21 protein-coding genes are annotated in these 17,516 nt (G+C 62.0%); 15 read left to right on the forward strand and 6 right to left on the reverse strand.

Features of this window, described 5'->3' with window-relative positions; translation table 11 throughout:
• Genes E8L22_RS10750 through sfsA form a run of 3 tightly spaced genes read right to left on the reverse strand, consistent with a single transcriptional unit; the run spans position 1 to position 1,700 of the window.
• Positions 1-447: an ATP-binding protein gene (locus E8L22_RS10750; RefSeq protein WP_246038012.1), complete on the reverse strand. Its 447-nt coding sequence runs from the start codon at positions 445-447 to the stop codon at positions 1-3.
• 30 nt (positions 448-477) lie between these two features.
• Entirely contained in the window at positions 478-948 is a 471-nt protein-coding gene (locus tag E8L22_RS10755; protein ID WP_136525179.1) for a hypothetical protein, read from the reverse strand.
• Between the two features lie 56 nt (positions 949-1,004).
• On the reverse strand, positions 1,005-1,700 hold the full coding sequence (gene sfsA, locus E8L22_RS10760; RefSeq protein WP_136525180.1) for a DNA/RNA nuclease SfsA: 696 nt from the start codon (positions 1,698-1,700) through the stop codon (positions 1,005-1,007).
• Positions 1,701-1,885: 185 nt separating this feature from the next.
• Between sfsA and E8L22_RS10765 the strand changes: the two genes are divergently transcribed.
• The 8 genes from E8L22_RS10765 to E8L22_RS10800 all read left to right on the forward strand — a co-directional run bounded on the left by E8L22_RS10765 (position 1,886) and on the right by E8L22_RS10800 (position 9,400).
• On the forward strand, positions 1,886-2,260 hold the full coding sequence (locus E8L22_RS10765; RefSeq protein WP_136525181.1) for a hypothetical protein: 375 nt from the start codon (positions 1,886-1,888) through the stop codon (positions 2,258-2,260).
• Positions 2,261-2,375: 115 nt separating this feature from the next.
• The gene (gene rfbA / locus E8L22_RS10770; protein WP_136525182.1) at positions 2,376-3,281 is read left to right on the forward strand and encodes a glucose-1-phosphate thymidylyltransferase RfbA; all 906 of its coding nucleotides are present in this window, start codon (positions 2,376-2,378) and stop codon (positions 3,279-3,281) included.
• On the forward strand, positions 3,278-3,766 hold the full coding sequence (locus tag E8L22_RS10775) for a dTDP-4-dehydrorhamnose 3,5-epimerase family protein (protein ID WP_136525183.1): 489 nt from the start codon (positions 3,278-3,280) through the stop codon (positions 3,764-3,766). Before rfbA ends, E8L22_RS10775 begins: the two co-directional genes overlap by 4 nt.
• Before the next feature lie 83 nt (positions 3,767-3,849).
• Positions 3,850-4,674 carry a rod shape-determining protein MreC gene (gene mreC / locus E8L22_RS10780; RefSeq protein WP_136525184.1) on the forward strand — a complete coding sequence of 275 codons (825 nt, stop codon included), beginning with the start codon at positions 3,850-3,852 and terminating at the stop codon, positions 4,672-4,674.
• A gap of 9 nt (positions 4,675-4,683) precedes the next feature.
• Complete coding sequence (gene mreD, locus E8L22_RS10785; protein WP_136525185.1) at positions 4,684-5,166, forward strand: rod shape-determining protein MreD; 483 nt, start codon at positions 4,684-4,686, stop codon at positions 5,164-5,166.
• On the forward strand, positions 5,163-7,067 hold the full coding sequence (gene mrdA, locus E8L22_RS10790; protein WP_136525186.1) for a penicillin-binding protein 2: 1,905 nt from the start codon (positions 5,163-5,165) through the stop codon (positions 7,065-7,067). Before mreD ends, mrdA begins: the two co-directional genes overlap by 4 nt.
• 54 nt (positions 7,068-7,121) lie before the next feature.
• Positions 7,122-8,222 (forward strand): rod shape-determining protein RodA, encoded by a 1,101-nt coding sequence (rodA, locus tag E8L22_RS10795; RefSeq protein ID WP_136525187.1) that lies wholly within the window; start codon positions 7,122-7,124, stop codon positions 8,220-8,222.
• Between the two features lie 29 nt (positions 8,223-8,251).
• A complete protein-coding gene (locus E8L22_RS10800; protein ID WP_136525188.1) occupies positions 8,252-9,400 on the forward strand; it encodes a tRNA-queuosine alpha-mannosyltransferase domain-containing protein in 1,149 nt (382 codons plus the stop codon).
• 60 nt (positions 9,401-9,460) lie between these two features.
• Here E8L22_RS10800 and E8L22_RS21530 read toward each other — a convergent pair whose 3' ends face one another.
• On the reverse strand, positions 9,461-9,613 hold the full coding sequence (locus tag E8L22_RS21530; RefSeq protein WP_198419417.1) for a hypothetical protein: 153 nt from the start codon (positions 9,611-9,613) through the stop codon (positions 9,461-9,463).
• Positions 9,614-10,074: 461 nt separating this feature from the next.
• Here E8L22_RS21530 and amrS point away from each other — a divergent pair, with 461 nt between their 5' ends.
• The 7 genes from amrS to E8L22_RS10835 all read left to right on the forward strand — a co-directional run bounded on the left by amrS (position 10,075) and on the right by E8L22_RS10835 (position 15,063).
• On the forward strand, positions 10,075-11,088 hold the full coding sequence (amrS, locus tag E8L22_RS10805) for an AmmeMemoRadiSam system radical SAM enzyme (RefSeq protein ID WP_136525189.1): 1,014 nt from the start codon (positions 10,075-10,077) through the stop codon (positions 11,086-11,088).
• Positions 11,079-12,467: a sensor histidine kinase gene (locus E8L22_RS10810; RefSeq protein ID WP_136525190.1), complete on the forward strand. Its 1,389-nt coding sequence runs from the start codon at positions 11,079-11,081 to the stop codon at positions 12,465-12,467. The genes amrS and E8L22_RS10810 overlap by 10 nt, the downstream gene beginning before the upstream one ends.
• A gap of 87 nt (positions 12,468-12,554) precedes the next feature.
• On the forward strand, positions 12,555-13,208 hold the full coding sequence (locus E8L22_RS10815) for a lysophospholipid acyltransferase family protein (protein ID WP_136525191.1): 654 nt from the start codon (positions 12,555-12,557) through the stop codon (positions 13,206-13,208).
• Positions 13,198-13,644: a ribonuclease HI gene (gene rnhA, locus E8L22_RS10820; protein WP_136525192.1), complete on the forward strand. Its 447-nt coding sequence runs from the start codon at positions 13,198-13,200 to the stop codon at positions 13,642-13,644. The genes E8L22_RS10815 and rnhA overlap by 11 nt, the downstream gene beginning before the upstream one ends.
• Positions 13,645-13,652: 8 nt before the next feature.
• The gene (locus E8L22_RS10825) at positions 13,653-13,973 is read left to right on the forward strand and encodes an HNH endonuclease (protein ID WP_129125617.1); all 321 of its coding nucleotides are present in this window, start codon (positions 13,653-13,655) and stop codon (positions 13,971-13,973) included.
• A 1-nt stretch (position 13,974) separates the two neighbouring features.
• Complete coding sequence (locus E8L22_RS10830) at positions 13,975-14,595, forward strand: HAD family hydrolase (RefSeq protein ID WP_136525193.1); 621 nt, start codon at positions 13,975-13,977, stop codon at positions 14,593-14,595.
• Between the two features lie 15 nt (positions 14,596-14,610).
• Positions 14,611-15,063 (forward strand): tetratricopeptide repeat protein, encoded by a 453-nt coding sequence (locus tag E8L22_RS10835; protein WP_136525194.1) that lies wholly within the window; start codon positions 14,611-14,613, stop codon positions 15,061-15,063.
• A gap of 89 nt (positions 15,064-15,152) precedes the next feature.
• Here E8L22_RS10835 and pfkA read toward each other — a convergent pair whose 3' ends face one another.
• Positions 15,153-16,112, reverse strand: a complete 960-nt coding sequence (pfkA, locus tag E8L22_RS10840) for a 6-phosphofructokinase (RefSeq protein WP_136525195.1) — start codon at positions 16,110-16,112, stop codon at positions 15,153-15,155.
• A gap of 118 nt (positions 16,113-16,230) precedes the next feature.
• Positions 16,231-17,484 carry a replication-associated recombination protein A gene (locus E8L22_RS10845; protein ID WP_136526090.1) on the reverse strand — a complete coding sequence of 418 codons (1,254 nt, stop codon included), beginning with the start codon at positions 17,482-17,484 and terminating at the stop codon, positions 16,231-16,233.
• Positions 17,485-17,516: the final 32 nt, after the last annotated feature.

Genomic DNA, 17,516 nt, shown 5'->3' on the forward strand with positions numbered 1-17,516 from the left:
TCAGGCCTGGGGCTGGGTGAAGTAGCGGCAGAAGGAGAGGGTGTTCCTGCCGTTATGGGAGCGGTAGCTCACCTCGTCCATGAGGGTCTCGATGATGAAGAGCCCCATGCCGTTTTCGGGGATGGAGCCGATCACTTCGGGGTCGAACTCGAGGCTTCTAGGCGCGAAATCCTCGATCGCGGTCCCCTCGTCGGAAACCTCGAAGGAGATGCGGTCGTGATGCAGCGTGATGGCCGTGTCGACGCGGTAACCTTCCTGGCGGCGGTAGGCGTGGGTGATCGCGTTGTTTAGCGCCTCCACCACGCATACTTCCATCTCACCGTAGATCTCCTCCTTAAGGGGCGAACAGGCGCAGACGCCGCGCACCGCATGTCCCACGAGGGCCACGTCGCACAATCTGCTTTCGATGCTTAGATAGAGGGTTTTGCTCGGCTTCTTGATTATCACGCTGTCCCGCTTTCGTAGTTTTCGGTGGGGTCAGGCAGGTGAGGCCGCCTGCTGTTTCGGCGCGTCCGGTTCCACCCAGGAGACCCAGGATTGCGCCACGGAAAGCTGCTTTAAGAATTCTGCCGCGAAAAGAAACTCCCCCTGCGGCGCCGCCACGTTGATGCTCTCCTCGCCGCGCTGGATGGAGAAGGCGTATCCCTTCCGGCCGTGGCGCTCATAGCACTCCACAGTGAGCTTAGTTATCGTCTCCCCGTCGGTGGATTCGTAGCGGTGGGTGAAGGTTTCCTTCCCGCCGCTCGCCTCTACCTGTGCGATCTTCCTGGAGATCTCGAAGGCCTCGCACGGCTCCGCCACGAAGCGGATGTGCTGGCGGCCTGCGGCGAGCCGGAAGAAGCGGAAGGCGACGCGCCCCTCTTCGGGCCTGCCGTTTTGCTTTTTTTCACTGGGAGCTATTTCGACGCCGGTTTCCTTGGCGAAGATGGTCAGTTTCGGAATTCTCATTGGTCCCCCCGGGCAACGCGTATAACTTTAGCGTCCTTGCCAAGGATGTCAAATACCTAGAGCAATACCGGGACCGGATGGGTGAGGCGTATCTCGCCGAGGGTTACCTGGGCCTGGTAGGCGAGGAGCTCGACCCCGGCGTCTGCCGCCTCCCTTAAAAGGCGGCCGTAGGTCGGGTCGATGGCGTCGGCGGGTGCCAGGGCGTCGCCGTCGCCGCGCTGTACCACGAAGAGGTTCACCGCACGGTGCCCCTGCCGCACCATCTCCATAAGCTCGCGCAGGTGCTTCTGTCCACGCGTGCTGACCGCGTCCGGGAAGAGGGCGCAGCGCTCTTTGACCAGGGTGACGTTCTTGGTCTCCACGTAGCAGAGGCCGCGCTCGCCGCTCAACAGGAGGTCGATCCTGCTTCCGGTGCCGTAGGGGACCTCCAGGGTGATCTTCTCGTAGCCGGAAAGCTCCGCAATGGTCCCGTTCTGGATCGCCTCCCTGGTCAGCAGGTTGGGAAGCTGCGTGTTTATGCCGACCCACACGCCGTCCGCCTGCACCAGTTCCCAGCTGTGCGGGTACTTGCGCCCCGGGTTGCCGCTTACCGAAAGGACCACCCGGTTTCCAGGCACGGCGCACCCCATCATGCTCCCGGTGTTCGGCGTGTGGGCGGTGACGAAGGTGCCGTCGTCGAGCTCGACGTCGGCGAGAAAGCGGTGGTAACGGCGGATCAGGGTTCCCTGGTACAGGGGGGGCGGCAGCATCATGTTTCTTCGTCCTCGTGTTACGTCTTGTCTTGGGAGTTTCCCGTCGAGACCTTAACCGCGAACGCCGCTCGCTGTCCAGTGAAAACTGTCCCGTAAATATGGCGCCTGGGCGAGAAAACTGTTGATCCGGTTGACCATTCTGCTAGACTCGGCAGCGCTGCCATTCAGGCGGCAAGGAGGCGGGAATGGCAAAGGGCGCGCAGCAAAACAAGGACCACCTGGAGGCGGTGCAGCTTTTCGGCAAGACCGTGAGCAAGAGGGCGGCTTTCAAGTGCGAATGGTGCGAGGGGAACGAGGAGTTGCGCCTCTGGGAATACCGGCCGGATGAAGAGCCTGTTGAGGATAACCTCGCGCTTTTGTGCCGCTCCTGCCGTGAGCTCGCCGTCATGAAAGCCCCCGACCCCAGGCGGCTGCGCTCGATCAGGAACGCGCTCTGGAGCCCGGTCCCGGCGGTGGCCGAAGGGGCCGCCGTGGTGCTTGCGCGCTGCAAGGAGCCTTGGGCGCGGGAGGCGATCGAGGAGAGCTTCATCGACGAGGCGCTCAAGGAACGCCTGCTCTAGCCGCCGGGCGCCGTTACGACTGGGCCGCCCGGGATTATCTGTTTGACGCATGATGAGCCGTTGTGGTAATAAATACAGTTTGTTAAATGTCAATTTCGGTTCTGGAAAGGTTGGTATGGCGCAAGGGATAAAAAAAGGGATCCTGTTGGCTGGCGGTGCCGGCAGCAGGCTCTACCCGCTCACGATGGTGGCCAGCAAGCAGTTGCAGCCGGTCTATGACAAGCCGATGATCTACTACCCGCTGGCGACCCTCATGATGGCGGGGATCTCCGACATACTGATCATCTCCACGCCGCAGGACACCCCTCGTTTCGAGGCGCTCCTCGGTGACGGGTCGCGCTGGGGCATCCGGCTGAGCTACGCGGTGCAGCCCGAACCGAAGGGGATCGCCCAGGCCTTTCTCATCGGTGAAGAATTCATCGCCGGCGACCCGGTCTGCCTGATTCTCGGCGACAACATCTTCTATGGCAAGATGGAGCTCGACAAGCTGATCGCCGACTTTGACGGCGGCGCAAAGATATTCGGCTACTACGTGCAGGACCCGGAGCGCTACGGCGTCGTCGAGTTCGATATCGACGGCAAGGTTCTCAGCATCGAGGAGAAGCCGAAAGTTCCCAAATCAAGCTACGCGGTTCCCGGTCTCTACCTCTACGACGGGAGCGTGGTCGAAGTGGCCAGGGCTCTCAAGCCTTCACCCCGCGGTGAGCTCGAGATCACCGACATAAACCTTGATTACCTGAGACGCGGCGAGCTTACCGTTCAGAGGCTCGGGCGCGGCATCGCATGGCTCGACACCGGTACCCACCAGAGTCTCCTTGAGGCCTCCCACTTCATCGGCACGCTGGAAGCCCGGCAGGGGCTCAAGACCGCCTGCCTGGAAGAGATCGCCCTGCGCATGGGCTATCTCGATTGCAAGGGTATGGCGCGGGTCATCGAACAGACGCCCAACTCGTCCTACCGTGACTACCTAGTGCGGGTGTACAACGAGACCGAGCTTTGCGGCGGGGAGGGGATGAAATGAGTGAGGCGGTAGTTTACAAAAAGGGGCGCATCCACGACGTGGTGCACAAGCCCCTGGGCAAGTTCCTGGACGAGCGGGGTTGGCTTACCGAGCTTTTCCGCTCCGACGAACTGGAACCGGGCGTCATGCCCGCCATGGCGTACATCTCGATGACCCTGCCCGGAGTGGCGCGCGGTCCGCACGAGCATGTCGACCAGACCGACCTTTTCTGCTTCATGGGGCCTTCGAACTTCAAGGTGTACCTCTGGGACGCCCGCCCCGATTCTCCGAGCTACGGAATCAAACAGGTGATTTACGCTGGCGTGGACGCACCGATGATGGTGATCGTGCCGCCGGGCGTGGTGCATGCCTACCGTAACATCGGTCTTGAAAGCGGCATCGTCTTCAACGCCCCGAACCGGCTGTACGCGGGGGAGGGGAAACGCGAGCCGGTCGACGAAATCCGCCACGAGGAACTCGTGGACTCTCCGTTTCAGCTTGACTGAGCGCCTCTTCTTCGCGGCGACATGCGATGACATCATTCGACAAATAGGGGGCCGCAGTGCCCCCTAAACCATTTCTGAGGCCGATGAAAAACCTTCTTAACCGCTACAGGCGATTCCTGCTGACCGCCCTGATCCTGCTGGTGGCGTTTCTCACTTACGCCATGAACCTGAGGAACAGGGAGCACGCGAACCCGGTCGAGCGTACCGTGATGAGCATGACGGCACCGGTTGCCGGCTCCGCCGCGAGCGCTACCGGTTTTCTGAGCGACATCTGGAACAACTACATCGACCTGATCGACGTGCGCCGCGAGAACATCGAGCTCAGAAAGAGCGTGAAGCGTCTCAACGAACGCGTCGTCGCCAACAACGAGGCCATTGCCGCCAACCTCAGGTACAAACAGCTGCTCGAACTCAAGGAGAGCGTGGCCATCCCGTCGGTTGCCGTGTCGGTGATCGGCGAGGACAGCTCGGCCTGGTTCAAGACGCTCGTGGTGGACCGGGGCGCTGCCGACGGGCTTGCCGAGGGGATGCCGGTGGTTGCCGCGGGCGGCGTCGTAGGTCGCCTGGTCAAGGTGGCGCCGCACTCTTCGCGCGTGCTCCTTCTCACCGACCATGCCAGTGCCATCGCCGCCATCGTGCAGCGCACCCGCGCCCGCGGCGTCGTGCGCGGCGCCGGGGGAGGGCGCTGCTCCATGGAGTTCACCGTGAAGGACGAGGACGTAAAGGTGGGGGACACCGTGGTTTCCTCAGGCATCGGCGGCGTCTTCCCGAAGGGGCTTCCCATCGGCGAGGTGACCATGGTGAAGAAGGGGGAGTACGGGGTCTTCCAGACCATCGAGGTGCGCCCCCTGGTGAATATCGGGCAGCTCGAAGAGATGCTGGTGCTCGTGCAGCAGCGCGATGAGTAGGATTTTCCCGTGATAGCCTATCTAAAGATAGCCGCCGTGGTTGCGTCCGCCTGTCTCCTCCAGATGACGCTGCTGCCGAGGTACCTGCTGGACCCTTTCCAGCCCAACCTGATCCTCATCCTGGTGGTGTACCTGGGGCTTAAGCTGCCGCACCGCTATTCCGGAGTCGCCGTTTTGCTCCTGGGGCTTTTGCAGGACAGCTTCAGCGGCATCTACCTCGGGCTGCATGCCTTTTCCTATCTCTGCATCTACACGCTCCTGTCTGAGCTTGCCGACCGGCTCTATACCGATAACCGCGTCCTGTTCGTGCTGGTCGTCTTCATTGCAACGCTTATGAGTGCCCTGTTGAACCTCTTGATGCTCCTTGTCTTCTCCGTCTCAAACGGCCTTTACGCCTCGTTGTTGCCGGCGCTTTTGCCGCAGGCCCTGATCAACGCCCTGGTTGCCTCCCTGGTGTCCGGGGTGAGGCTCCCCGTGGAGGAGGCGCGATGAAGAACCTGAACAACATCATACCCGATGACGACGGGGGCGGCCGCCGTATCATAGGCCTTTCCATCGGCGCCTTCGCCATGTTCTTCCTGCTCCTGTCGAGGCTTTGGTACCTGCAGGTGATCAGCGCCGAGGACCTGATCGACCAGTCGGAAAGCAACCGGCTCCGTTTCGTCCCGGTCGCGGCACCGCGAGGCGCCATCCTGGACCGAAACGGCAAGGTGCTCGTCTCCAACACCCCATCCTTCTCCGTTGCGGTCATCCCGCAGGACGTGAAGAACAAGGATCAGCTGATCGACAACCTCGCCCGCTACCTGAACCTCGACCGCAAGGAAATCGAGACCAAGTGGACCAAGGGGCAGGGGAGGGCGAAGTACTACCCGCTGGTCGTCGCCTCGGGCATCACCCGTGATCAGATGGAGTTCCTCGAGGAGAACCGGCTCGCCCTTTCCGGGGTGAACATCGAGATGAAGCCGATCCGCGCCTACGCGAACGGCACGCTCGCCTCGCACCTGCTTGGTTACCTGGGCGAGGTTTCCGAGGACGAGCTCAACTCCGAGCGTTACCGCGAGTACAACGCGGGCGACTACATCGGCAAAAGCGGCATCGAGCGGGCGTGGGAGTCCTACCTGCACGGCACCGACGGCGGGCGCCAGATCGAGGTCGATGCGCGCGGACGTTTCCTGCGCACCGTCGCCGAGACCGGGTCGAGCGTCGGCAACACGGTGATGCTCACCATCGACCTCGACCTGCAGAAGGCGGCCGAGCAGGCGCTGGGCGACCAGGCCGGCGCGGCCGTCGCCATGGACGTCAACACCGGCGAGATCCTCGCCTTCGTCTCCAGCCCCGATTTCGACCCCGCCCTCTTCACCGGCAGGATGCCTCCCGACGTCTGGAAGAAATACCTCGAGGACGAGCGGCATCCCCTGGAGAACAAGGCGCTGAAGGGGATGTATCCCCCCGGCTCCACCTTCAAGGTGATCACGGCGATTGCGGGGCTCGAGGAAGGGCTCATCGACGAGCACACCACGGTGCAATGCACCGGCTCCTACAAGTTCGGCAACGCCACCTTCCGCTGCTGGGACCACAAGGGGCACGGCACCGTCGACCTGAAGAAGTCGCTGCGCGAGTCATGCGACGTCTACTATTACAAGCTCGCCGAGCGCCTCGGCGTGAACCGGATCGCCAAGTACGCCAAGGCCTTCGGGCTCGGTGCTCCGCTCGGCATCGGCCTGGAAAACGAGAAGGGGGGCGTGATCCCGACCGAGGAGTGGAAGCTGAAACGTTTCGGCAAGAAGTGGTACGCGGGCGAGACCCTTCCGGTCGGCATCGGCCAGGGGTACGTGCTCACCACGCCGGTGCAGTTGGCCTCGATGATCGGGACAATCGCCAACGAGGGGACCATCTACCGGCCTCACCTCGTCAAGCGCGTGGTGGACGCGGACGGCAAGGTGCTGCAGGATTACACGCCGCAGGTGATCGGCAAGACGGGGCTCAAGCCCTCCACCTACCGTTTCGTGAAGGAGGGGCTCTTCGCCGTCGTCAACGAGGCGCACGGCACCGGCGGCATGTCCAGGCTCTGGGAGGTCAAGGTGGCGGGGAAGACCGGCTCGTCACAGGTCGTGAAGCTGCGCGACAGCAAGGGAGGCATCCCTTACCGGTTCCGCGATCACGCCCTGTTCGTCGGGTTTGCTCCCTTTGAAAAGCCCGAGATCGCCGTGGCCGTCATCGTGGAGCACGGCGAGCATGGCGGTTCCGCCGCCGCCCCGATTTCCGGCAGGATCCTGCGTGCCTACTTCGAGGGGAAAGGGGTCATCAAGAAGCCGGTACCCAAAGCGTCGGTGAAGGAAGAAGCCGGGGGCGAGGGAGTCGCCGAGCCCGATACCGGAGCTAAGGAAGAATGACGCAGTCCGGCGCACGCGGTGCAGTGCCGCTACGCTGAACCATACGAGGAAGAGATGTTCGATAGACGACTATTCACAAACTTCGACTGGACCCTCCTGGGCTTGGTGCTTCTCATCACCGCCTTCGGGGTTATCAACATATACAGCGCCTCGTCCTCCTACCGGGACATCGGCACGCCGTACTACATAAAGCAGCTCTACTGGATCTTCGCCGGCCTTTTGCTGAGCCTCACCGTCTGCAGCCTCGACTACCACATGCTCGAGGACTTCGCCTACTGGCTCTACGGGGGTGTCGTCATCCTGCTCCTGCTCGTCCTCGTCGCCGGCAAGACCACGATGGGTGCGACCCGCTGGATCAGCTTCGGCTTTTTCAACATGCAGCCCTCCGAGCCGATGAAGATCGTCATCATCATGACCTTTGCCCGCTTCTTCAGCCGCTATCCCGTCTTCAAGGGGCTGACCCTCAAGGAGCTGGTATACCCGCTGCTGCTTCTAGGGGTTCCTGCCGCGCTGATCATGAAGCAGCCCGACCTAGGTACCGCGATCCTCGTCTCGCTCATCGCAGGTACCATGCTCCTCTTCGTAGGCGTGCGCTGGTCCGCGCTTGGCTCGCTCTTCGCCGCCGCGGTCCCCGTCGTCGTCGTCGCCTGGCAGTTCCTGCTGCACGACTACCAGAAAAAGCGCGTCTATAACTTCCTGAACCCCGATCTCGACCCGCTGGGGAGCGGCTACCACATCATCCAGAGCAAGATCGCCGTCGGCTCCGGCGCAACTCTCGGCAAGGGGTTCATGCAGGGGACCCAGTCCCAGCTCCGCTTCCTTCCGGAGCAGCACACCGACTTCGCCTTCTCCGTTTTCGCCGAGGAATGGGGTTTCATCGGATGCCTCCTCATGCTCGCCCTCTACCTGTTCCTGATCCTCTGGGGGCTCGGCATCGCCAAGAGGTGCAACGACCGTTTCGGTTCGCTGCTCGCCGTAGGCGTCACCGCGATGCTCTTCTGGCACATCGTCATCAACATGGGGATGGTGATCGGGCTCATGCCCGTGGTCGGCGTGCCGCTGCCGTTTTTCTCCTACGGCGGCACCTCCATGGTGACCTCGATGGTCGGCGTCGGAATCCTGCTCAACATCAGCATGCGCCGCTTCATGTTCTGAGGCGGCTTTCCCGCCGCAGGAGGCCAAACATGCACATCGTCCTCGTCGAGCCTTATTGCACCGGGTCGCACGCCGCCTGGGCCAGGGAATACGCGGCACACTCCCGCCACGAGGTGGAACTCTTAACGCTCGCCGGCCGCAACTGGAAGTGGCGCATGCACGGCGGCGCGGTGACGCTCGCCTCGCGCTTTCTCGAAGGGGGCAGGCGTCCGGACCTGATCCTCGCGACCGACATGCTCGACCTCACCACTTTCCTTGCGCTCGCCAGGCCTCTTGCCGACGGCTGCCCGAGCGCCATCTATTTCCACGAGAATCAGCTCACCTACCCATGGTCCCCCGGCGACCCCGACCCATCCCGCCAGCGCGACCTGCACTACGCCTTCATCAACTACGTAAGCGCCCTGGCGGCTGATGCGGTCCTCTTCAACTCCCGCTATCACATGGACTCCTTCCTCGGCGCGCTCCCCGACTTTCTGCGGCGCTTCCCGGATGCCGTCGATCTCGACTCGGTGGGGGAGATCGCCGCCAAGAGCCGCGTGCTGCCGCTCGGGCTCGATCTGGGCCGCTTCGATGCGCACCGCCCGGCCGATGCCGTCGGGAAGAAGGTGCCCCTTTTGCTCTGGAATCACCGCTGGGAATTCGACAAGGCCCCGGAGCCCTTCTTCGATGCGCTTTGCCAGCTGGACGACGAGGGGGTGCCTTTCGAGGTCGCGGTGCTTGGGGAGTCTTTCGGGAGAGTGCCCGAGGCGTTCGAGAAGGCGCGTCGGCGCCTCGGGGGACGCGTGGTGCAGTGGGGATACCAGGAGAGCTTCGCCGAATACGCGAAGTGGCTCTGGCGGGGTGACGTGCTGCCGGTCACCTCGCGTCAGGAGTTCTTCGGCGCGAGCGTGGTGCAGGCGCTTTACTGCGGCTGCGTTCCTTTGCTGCCGGACCGGCTTGCCTACCCCGAGCACGTACCGCAGCACTTGTCCTCTCATGTTCTGTACCGCGAGGACGAGACTCTGGCGGATCGGCTCAGGTCGATTTTAAAACAGCCGGACGATGAGCGTGCGCGGCTGGATCGGCACGTTTCGCGTTACGACTGGACGCATCTTGCTCCGGTGTACGACGACTTTTTCGAGGGGATGGCTGCGGGTGAGCGTCAAGTGGTGCCCGAGGTTGCTTCGCTCCCGGGGTGAGTGGGGAATTATTCGAGGAAGGAATCGGAGGGGGGGCGCCTGGGGCGCCCCCTTTCCCGTTTAGGCCGCTTTCCTGTTCACCGTGATGATCTTGCTGGCCTTCTCAAGCCAGATGGTGCCACAAGAGTTGCATTCCAGAAGGTCTTTCGCGTAACCGTCGGAATGCATGTCGATCTCGATTCCGATTTTGTTGCTGCAGTGCGGGCATTCCATGTTTTGTTTCTCCTACGTTGGGGGTATTTTGATTTTGACAATATATAGAACATGCGTGGTCGGTCAAGTGCTAATTTTCCGAAAAAATGACCTAAAACAGTAGTTTAGCTTTTATGCACCCCCGCCGTTACGAGCCTTCATTTTAAAACATCCCTCTCTTTTTCGGAGATAAGTTCTCCTAATCTTGTCGTAACGTTGCGTAATTTAATGGCATTTACCGATATAAAACAAAGGTATGACATTTTTGAAGAACTAGGTTTACCTTTGCGTAAATGAGTGGCTTCTTCAACTTTTTTTTTCCACCTGGTGCTTGTGGAACACCGGTTTGTGTCCGCGTATACGGCATCGCGTTACTTTTGCCGGCAACGGCGGATGTCGCTAAATTTGCGCTGGAATTTTTTTTGCGTTAATGGTACTATTGGCCGCTGTTAATTTTGCCTTGACACAACAAGGGAGGCGGCATGAAAGAGGCGATGTTCTACCAAAAGCTGGACGGGGGTAGGGTGCGCTGCGGGCTGTGCCGTTTTGGATGCCTCATCAGCAACGGGCAGCGTGGGCGTTGCCGCGTCCGGGAAAACCGCGAAGGGACCCTGTACTCTCTGGTGTACGGCAACCTCGTGGCCGAGCACGTGGATCCCATCGAGAAGAAGCCGTTTTTCCACCTGCTTCCCGGGAGCCGCTCCTACTCCGTCGCCACGGTGGGATGCAATTTCCGCTGCCTGCACTGCCAGAATTACACCATCGCCCAGCCCGACGAAGCGAGCGTCGAACGCTCGGGGAGCTTTGTCCCCCCCGAGACCGTTGTCAAGCGGGCTATCGCCACCGGGTGCCGTTCCATCGCCTACACCTACACTGAACCGACCATCTTCTTCGAGTACGCCTACGAGACCGCGCGGCTTGCCAAGGCAGCAGGGTTGAAAAACGTCTTTGTCACCAACGGCTATATCACCGCCGAGGCCCTCGCCGCCATCGCCCCATTCCTCGATGCCGCCAATATAGATCTCAAGGGGTTTACCGAGTCCTTCTACCGCGATGTGGTGGGGGCTTCGCTCGCCGAGGTTCTCGATTGCATCCTGGATTACAAGAGGCACGGCATCTGGGTTGAACTTACTACCCTGGTAATACCGAACCGCAACGACTCCGAGGGGGAGCTGCGCGATCTGGCGCGATTCATCGCGTCGGAGGTCGGGGTCGAGACGCCTTGGCACGTAACCCAGTTCTATCCTACGCACCGGCTGACCGACCAGCCCCGCACCCCGGTGGAGACGCTGAGGATGGCAAGCCGGATAGGCCTTGACGCCGGCCTTCGTTACGTGTACGAAGGAAACGTTGCCGGGGAAGGTGGAGAGAGCAGCTACTGCCCCGGTTGCAGGTTGCTCCTGATAAAGAGGTACGGCTACCTGGTGGAGAAGAACCTCCTCTCAGGCGGCCGCTGTCCCGGCTGCGGCACGGGGATCGAGGGTGTATGGAATTAGTGCGTAAGTTGTCCCGATTAACCCGGCTTGGTGAACCGGGTGCCACATCGTTTGTCTGCCAGGCGCTCCTTGGTGCCCTGCTTATCTTCACTTTTTGGCTTGCCGACGCGGTCATGGACTTCCTGATTCAGGGAAACCGCACCTTCCTCGAGTTCCTGTTACACCCCGATCCCCACGAGATTTCCGATTTCGCCTTGATTCTCTTTCTCGTTTGCTGTCTGCTTTTGTACTCACGCAGGTCGCACCGTATCGAGACTCGCCTTGAGGATGCCCTGCAGCAGGCGCTCGACAAGGCCGAGCGGGAGCGGGCGAAGCTTGAAGGTATCGTCGAGGCGATGGGGGATGCCATTTCCATCCAGGACCCGGACCTGAACGTCATCTACCAGAACCGCGCGCACCAGGAGTTGACAGGGTACAGCGTCGGGCGCCCTTGTTATGAGGCGTACCGTAAAAGAAGCACGGTGTGCGAGGACTGCCATCTTACGGCCGCCTTCGAGGATGGTCAGGTGCACCGCAGCGAGCTCGGACCAGGGACCTCCGCGACGGGCGGTTATGTCGAAATCATCGGTTCGGCGCTGCGTACCGGCGACGGAACGCCACTGTACGGAATCGAGGTGGTCCGCGACATCACTGCGCGGAAGAGCGCCGAGCGTGAGGCGATCGAACTGAACGCTGCCCTGACCCGGCAGGCGCAGGAGCTCAAACAGACCAACCAGGAGCTGGAATCCTTCTGCCAGGCAATCTCCCATGACCTGCGGGCGCCGCTTACCCGCGTCTACAGCTCAGCCCAGGAGCTGAAGGGGTACCGCGAGCTTCTGGACGACAACGGCCGGTTCTTCGTCGACCTTGTGCACGACGGCTGCGTCCAGATGGAGGAATTGCTCGACTCCCTCATGGTTCTTTGCCGCGTGACCCAGGTGGAGATCGAACGCGGCGAGTTGGACCTCGTCCCGGTTGCTCTTGAGATCGCGGCACGACTGCGTCAGGACTACGAGGGGCACCCGGTCTCCTTCCAGCTTCCGGAGCGACTGGTCGCCAACGGCGATGCGAGCCTCATCCGCGTGGTGCTGGAAAACCTGCTGTCGAACGCCTGGAAGTACACTTCCGGCATGCCGGCCCCTGCCGTCGAGCTCGGCACCACGGCCGACGACTCCGGGGAAACGGTCTTTTTCGTACGTGACAACGGAGCCGGTTTTGACGGCACACGCGCCGACCAACTGTTCCAGCCTTTCAAGCGGCTTCATAGCTACCGCGACTTTCCTGGCACCGGTCTTGGGCTCGCCACCGTGCGCCGCATCGTGCGCCGCCACAACGGCCGCATCTGGGCAGAGGGCGAGCCTGGGAAGGGGGCGAGCTTCTACTTCACTCTCCCCGGGTAGAGGGGCTCGAAACGGTTGCCCCGGGTCCGGCATTCGTGCTATACCCATTCTTCGTAATGAAATCCACGTGATGAAGAGGTTATCTTCTTGAAGGTCTCATTTTTACGCCGCTTCTGGGTGACGTTCTCCATCTGGGTGATCGGCTTCTACGCTTCGTATCTCAACCGCTTCCGCATCCTGGGGGGCGAGGCGATCCCAGGCAGTGGCGGCGTGCTCATCGCTTCCAACCACATCTCCGCTTACGACACGGTTTTCCTCCCCTGGGCTGTCATCCGCAGCCACCCTATGCAGATGCTGTGGGCTCCCGCCAAGGAGGAGCTCTTCGAGAAGCCGTTTCCCGGTCTCATTTACCGCTCCTGGGGTGCCTTCCCGGTGAAGCGCGGGCGTGACGTCCGGGCCGGGAAACAGATCAACGCTCTCTTGGCCGATCAGAAGGTGATGCTTTTTCCCGAGGGGACCCGCCATAAGGACGGCGTCCTCGGCAAGGGTAACCGCGGCGTCGGGAAGATCATTTACGACACGAGGCCGCATGTCATACCTACCGCCCTGGTCGGCATCAACCGGTGGAAGTTCCCCGGGTTGGGGCTGCAGGGGAGTGTCTCCTTCGGAGCGCCGCTCGACTTCACCGATCTGTACCAGTTGGAGGACTGCAAGGAGACGCATCAGCTCATCGTCGACCGGGTGATGGCCGCCATTGCCGAACTGATTGAACGGCAAGGGGGGGCGCCTTATGCAAGTTGAGATCTTCTGTGACGGCGCCTGCAGCGGCAACCCCGGCGTCGGCGGATGGGGCAGCATCCTGCGCTACGGCGACAAGGTGAAGGAGCTTTCCGGGGCCGACGGGGAAACCACCAACAACCGCATGGAGATGAGCGCGGCTATCGGTGCCCTCGAGGCGCTCACACGTCCCTGCGACGTGGTCGTCACCACCGACTCCCAATACCTGGTAAAGGGGATGACCGAGTGGATCCACGGCTGGGTTAAGCGCGGGTGGGTCAACTCGAAGAAGGAGCCGGTGCTGAACCGGGAACTCTGGGAGCGCCTCATGGCCCTCTCCAAGACGCACAGGATCACCTGGGTCTGGGTGCGCGGCCACAACGGCCACGTCGAGAACGAGCGCTGCGACGAACTCGCGCGTGCGGCGATCGACAGCTACCGCCTGGGCGTGAGGAGTTAGGGAAGGGGATGGATTACTTCATCATCGAGGTCTCCGAGGAGGAGATCCGGCGCGAACGCGAGAAGGGGCGTGAGCTGAGGCGCACCCAGTGGTGGAAGAACCGGGTTGCCAAGGGGGTGTGTCACTGGTGCCGCGGGAAGTTCTCCCCCGACCAGCTTTCGATGGACCATATCGTGCCGGTGATCCGCGGCGGCAAATCCGCGCGGGGCAACGTGGTCCCCTGCTGCAAGGAATGCAACAACAAGAAGAAGCACATGCTCCCCATCGAGTGGCAGGAATACCTCGAACAGATGGGGACGGGGGAGGGTGAGCCTTCCCGTGGAGAATGACTTGAACAACGGCATCAAGGCGGTCATCTACGACTGCGACGGCGTCCTCTTCGACTCCTTCGAGGCGAACTACGCCTTCTACCACCTGATACTGGAGCGCTTCGGCAGGCCGCCGCTCGACCGGGCCGACGAAGAGACGATGCGCATCCTGCACACTTACAGCAACAAGGTCGTCCTGGAACACATCTTCGCCGGCGAGGAGCGCATGGACGAGGTACGTGCCTTTTCGGCCAGCCTCGATTACCGCAAGCTCTTCCCGCTCATGGTGATGGAAGAGGGGCTGCGCGAAACGCTCGACGCCTTGAAAGGGCGGGTGGAACTTGCCGTCTGCACCAACCGCTCAAGTTCCATGGAGGCCCTTCTCTCCACTTTCGGGCTGGACGGCTATTTCAGCCTCGTCATGACCGCGGCGCTGGTGAAAAACCCGAAGCCGCACCCGGAGCCGGTGTTCAAGGTGCTGGAGCATTACGGAATAGCCCCGGAGGAGGCCATCTTCATCGGGGACTCCGAGGTAGACCAGCGCGCTGCCGAAGGAGCCGGCGTCCGCTTCGTCTCGTACCGCGGCGATTTTCCCGCCCCACTGAGGATAGAGAAACACCAGGATCTGCTGTCACTGCTTTAACCCGGAGGTTGATCTATGGAGCCCGTGCCGCAGGAAGATGCGCTGAAGCTGACCAGCCGCGCCCTTTGCGCTTTTTCCGCAGGGGAGATTTCGTCCGCGCTCGCCCAGTTGGAGCGCGTACTGAAGCTCGGTGACAACCCGCAGCTCCACTCCTACCTCGGCTTTTGCATCGCCAAGGAGAGAGGGCAGGTGAAAAAGGGAGCCGAGTTTTGCCTCGCCTCGCTGGAGCACGAACCGCAGAACCCGGTGCATTACCTGAACCTCGCCCGGGTGCACCAGGTCGCCGGCAACAAGCTGCAGGCCATCGAGGTGCTGAGGCAAGGGATGGGTGTCGGTGGGAGCGAAGAGATCGTTACCCTTCTCGGCAAACTCGGGACCCGCAAACCGCCCCCGCTTCGCTTCCTGTCGCGCGACCATTTCCTGAACAAGTGGCTCGGCATCGCGCTGGGTCGCATCGGGCTGCGCTGAAGGCACGGCCACTGCCGTACCGGCAAAACAAAAGGCCGTGCCCCGGATCATACCGGTGGCACGGCCTTTTTTCTGTGCGCGGCTTCTTGTCAGATACCCAGGATCTTTGACAGCTCGTGCAGCTCGTCCTGGGTCGTCTTCTCGCTCACCACCACGGTCTCAAGTAACGTACTGCAGATCTCGCCGCAGCAAAGCCCCACCATCTTCCCCATCTCTCCGGCCAAAAGCTGCTCGACCGCGGCATTGCCGAAACGGCTCCCAAGCAGCCGGTCGAAAACCGACGGGGCTCCGCCGCGCTGGTAGTGGCCGAGCACGGTCACCCTGGTCTCGAAGCCGATGGCGTCCTTGATGTTGTCGGCGATGTTCTGGGCGCGCCCGGCCCCCTCGGCCAGGATGATGATGGCGTTGCTGCGGCCCTCCTCATAGCGCCTGCGCAACTGGTTGCAAAGGTCAGCCACGTCGTGCTCTACCTCGGGTATGATGGCGTACTCGGCCCCGGTGGCTATGGCGGACATGCTGGCCAGGTAGCCCGAGTTTCTCCCCATCACCTCGATGACGAAGGCGCGGTCGTGTGAGCTTGCCGTATCCTTGATGCAGTCGACGGCGTAGATGATGTTGTTGAGCGCGGTGTCGACGCCGAGCGCCATGTCGGTGAAGGCTATGTCGTTGTCGATGCTCGCCGGTACGCCGATCACCGGGACCCCGAGCTTGTGCAGGGCGAGCGCGCCGTTTAAGGAACCGTCCCCTCCGATCACGACGAGCCCTTCCACCCCGAAATCCTGCAGGTGCCGCACCGCCTTCTCGCGTCCGAGCACGGTGCGGAACTCCTCGCTGCGCGCCGACTGCAGAAAGGTGCCGCCGCGGTGCAGGATGCCGGCGACCTCTCTGGTCGTCATCTCGATGAAGTCACCTTTTAAAAGCCCGGCGTACCCCTTGCGGAAACCCACAACCTGCACGCCGCGTGCGAGGGCTGTGCGGGTCGCGCTCCGAATGGTGGCGTTCATGCCGGAGCAGTCGCCGCCGCTTGTCAGAATCCCTATCCTCTTCATCTGTCGCTCCGCTTTGCTGTTGCCGCCCTTGACGTTTCCCTCTGCGAGAGGGGGCCTCCAGGCCAGGGTTGAATATAACATGCGGGGAATCGTTTTCAACGACAGCGGCAAGGCGCCGCTAGGCCTTCTCCCGCTCTCCCCTGATCCACTCCATTCTCTCCTTGATGCTCTTTTCATAGCCGGAGGCCTTGGGTGTGTAAAAGCGCCTCCCGGCTAGCTCTTCCGGCAGGTAGTCCTGCACCACGATGCCGTCCTTGTGGTCGTGCGGGTAGAGGTAACCCTTCCCGTAACCTAAGCCTTTCATCAGCTTGGTCGGCGCGTTGCGGACCTGCATCGGTACCGGAAGCCCTCCGGACTTTCTCACCTCGGCGAGCGCCTCGTTGATCCCGGCGTAGCTCGCGTTGGATTTCGGCGCGGTGGCCAGGTAGGTGACCGCCTGGCCGAGGATGATCCTCCCCTCCGGCATGCCGACCAGACGGAACGCATCGAGCGCAGAAACCGCCATCTGCAGCCCGCGCGGGTCGGCGTTTCCCACGTCTTCCGAAGCGAAGATCACCATGCGCCTCAGGATGAAGATCGGGTCCTCGCCCGCTTCCAACATGCGCGCGAGCCAATAGAGGGCCGCGTCCGGGTCCGAGCCGCGCATGGACTTTATGAAGGCGGAGATGACGTTGTAGTGCTCCTCGCCCCCTTTGTCGTAGAGCAGCGGTTTTTTCTGCAGCGCGTCGCGCGCCGTCTCCAGGGTGATGGTCCCGTCCTGGGCGAGGCGGGCCGCCATGTCCAGGGTGTTCAGCGCGATCCTCGCGTCACCCCCTGCCTGCTCGGCGATGAAGGCGAGCGCCTCATCGGCCGCGGTGAGGCCGGCGGCGCCCAGTCCCCGCTCCTCGTCGGCTAACGCCCCCTTGAGGATCTCGAGGATGTCCTCGTCGGAAAGCGGGTGCAAAACGAGCACCTTGCAGCGCGACAAAAGCGGCGCGATCACCTCGAAAGAGGGGTTTTCCGTGGTGGCGCCGATCATGGTGAAGGTGCCGCGTTCCACGTAAGGAAGGAAGGCGTCCTGCTGGCTCTTGTTGAAGCGGTGGATTTCGTCCACGAAGAGGATGGTCCGCTTCCCCTGGTACTTGAGGGCTTCCTCAGCCTCCTTGACCACCTCGCGGATCTCCTTTATCCCGTTCATGATGGCGGAGAAGAAGATGAAGTGGCTCTTGGTGGCTCCCGCGATGATGCGGGCGAGGGTGGTCTTGCCGGAGCCGGGCGGGCCCCAGAAGATGAGGGAGGTGATCCTGTCGCTCTCGATGAGCCTTCTGAGCATCTTCCCTTCGCCCAGAAGGTGACCTTGCCCCAGATATTCGGAGATGGTGCGCGGCCGCATGCGCTCGGCAAGCGGCGCGAATTGTTCTTGGT

The organism is Geomonas ferrireducens (assembly GCF_004917065.1).
GTDB lineage: Bacteria > Desulfobacterota > Desulfuromonadia > Geobacterales > Geobacteraceae > Geomonas > Geomonas ferrireducens.

Coding starts and splice junctions, on each gene's coding strand:
- pfkA (WP_136525195.1), bottom strand. CDS start 16,112: ATGAAGAGGATAGGGATTCTGACAAGCGGCGGCGACTGCTCCGGCATG.
- E8L22_RS21530 (WP_198419417.1), bottom strand. CDS start 9,613: ATGGAATGCCCGCACTGCAGCAACAAAATCGGAATCGAGATCGACATG.
- E8L22_RS10825 (WP_129125617.1), top strand. CDS start 13,653: ATGGATTACTTCATCATCGAGGTCTCCGAGGAGGAGATCCGGCGCGAA.
- E8L22_RS10800 (WP_136525188.1), top strand. CDS start 8,252: ATGCACATCGTCCTCGTCGAGCCTTATTGCACCGGGTCGCACGCCGCC.
- E8L22_RS10810 (WP_136525190.1), top strand. CDS start 11,079: ATGGAATTAGTGCGTAAGTTGTCCCGATTAACCCGGCTTGGTGAACCG.
- mrdA (WP_136525186.1), top strand. CDS start 5,163: ATGAAGAACCTGAACAACATCATACCCGATGACGACGGGGGCGGCCGC.
- rnhA (WP_136525192.1), top strand. CDS start 13,198: ATGCAAGTTGAGATCTTCTGTGACGGCGCCTGCAGCGGCAACCCCGGC.
- E8L22_RS10835 (WP_136525194.1), top strand. CDS start 14,611: ATGGAGCCCGTGCCGCAGGAAGATGCGCTGAAGCTGACCAGCCGCGCC.
- mreC (WP_136525184.1), top strand. CDS start 3,850: ATGAAAAACCTTCTTAACCGCTACAGGCGATTCCTGCTGACCGCCCTG.
- rfbA (WP_136525182.1), top strand. CDS start 2,376: ATGGCGCAAGGGATAAAAAAAGGGATCCTGTTGGCTGGCGGTGCCGGC.
- rodA (WP_136525187.1), top strand. CDS start 7,122: ATGTTCGATAGACGACTATTCACAAACTTCGACTGGACCCTCCTGGGC.
- E8L22_RS10765 (WP_136525181.1), top strand. CDS start 1,886: ATGGCAAAGGGCGCGCAGCAAAACAAGGACCACCTGGAGGCGGTGCAG.
- amrS (WP_136525189.1), top strand. CDS start 10,075: ATGAAAGAGGCGATGTTCTACCAAAAGCTGGACGGGGGTAGGGTGCGC.
- E8L22_RS10755 (WP_136525179.1), bottom strand. CDS start 948: ATGAGAATTCCGAAACTGACCATCTTCGCCAAGGAAACCGGCGTCGAA.
- E8L22_RS10845 (WP_136526090.1), bottom strand. CDS start 17,484: ATGCGGCCGCGCACCATCTCCGAATATCTGGGGCAAGGTCACCTTCTG.
- sfsA (WP_136525180.1), bottom strand. CDS start 1,700: ATGATGCTGCCGCCCCCCCTGTACCAGGGAACCCTGATCCGCCGTTAC.
- E8L22_RS10775 (WP_136525183.1), top strand. CDS start 3,278: ATGAGTGAGGCGGTAGTTTACAAAAAGGGGCGCATCCACGACGTGGTG.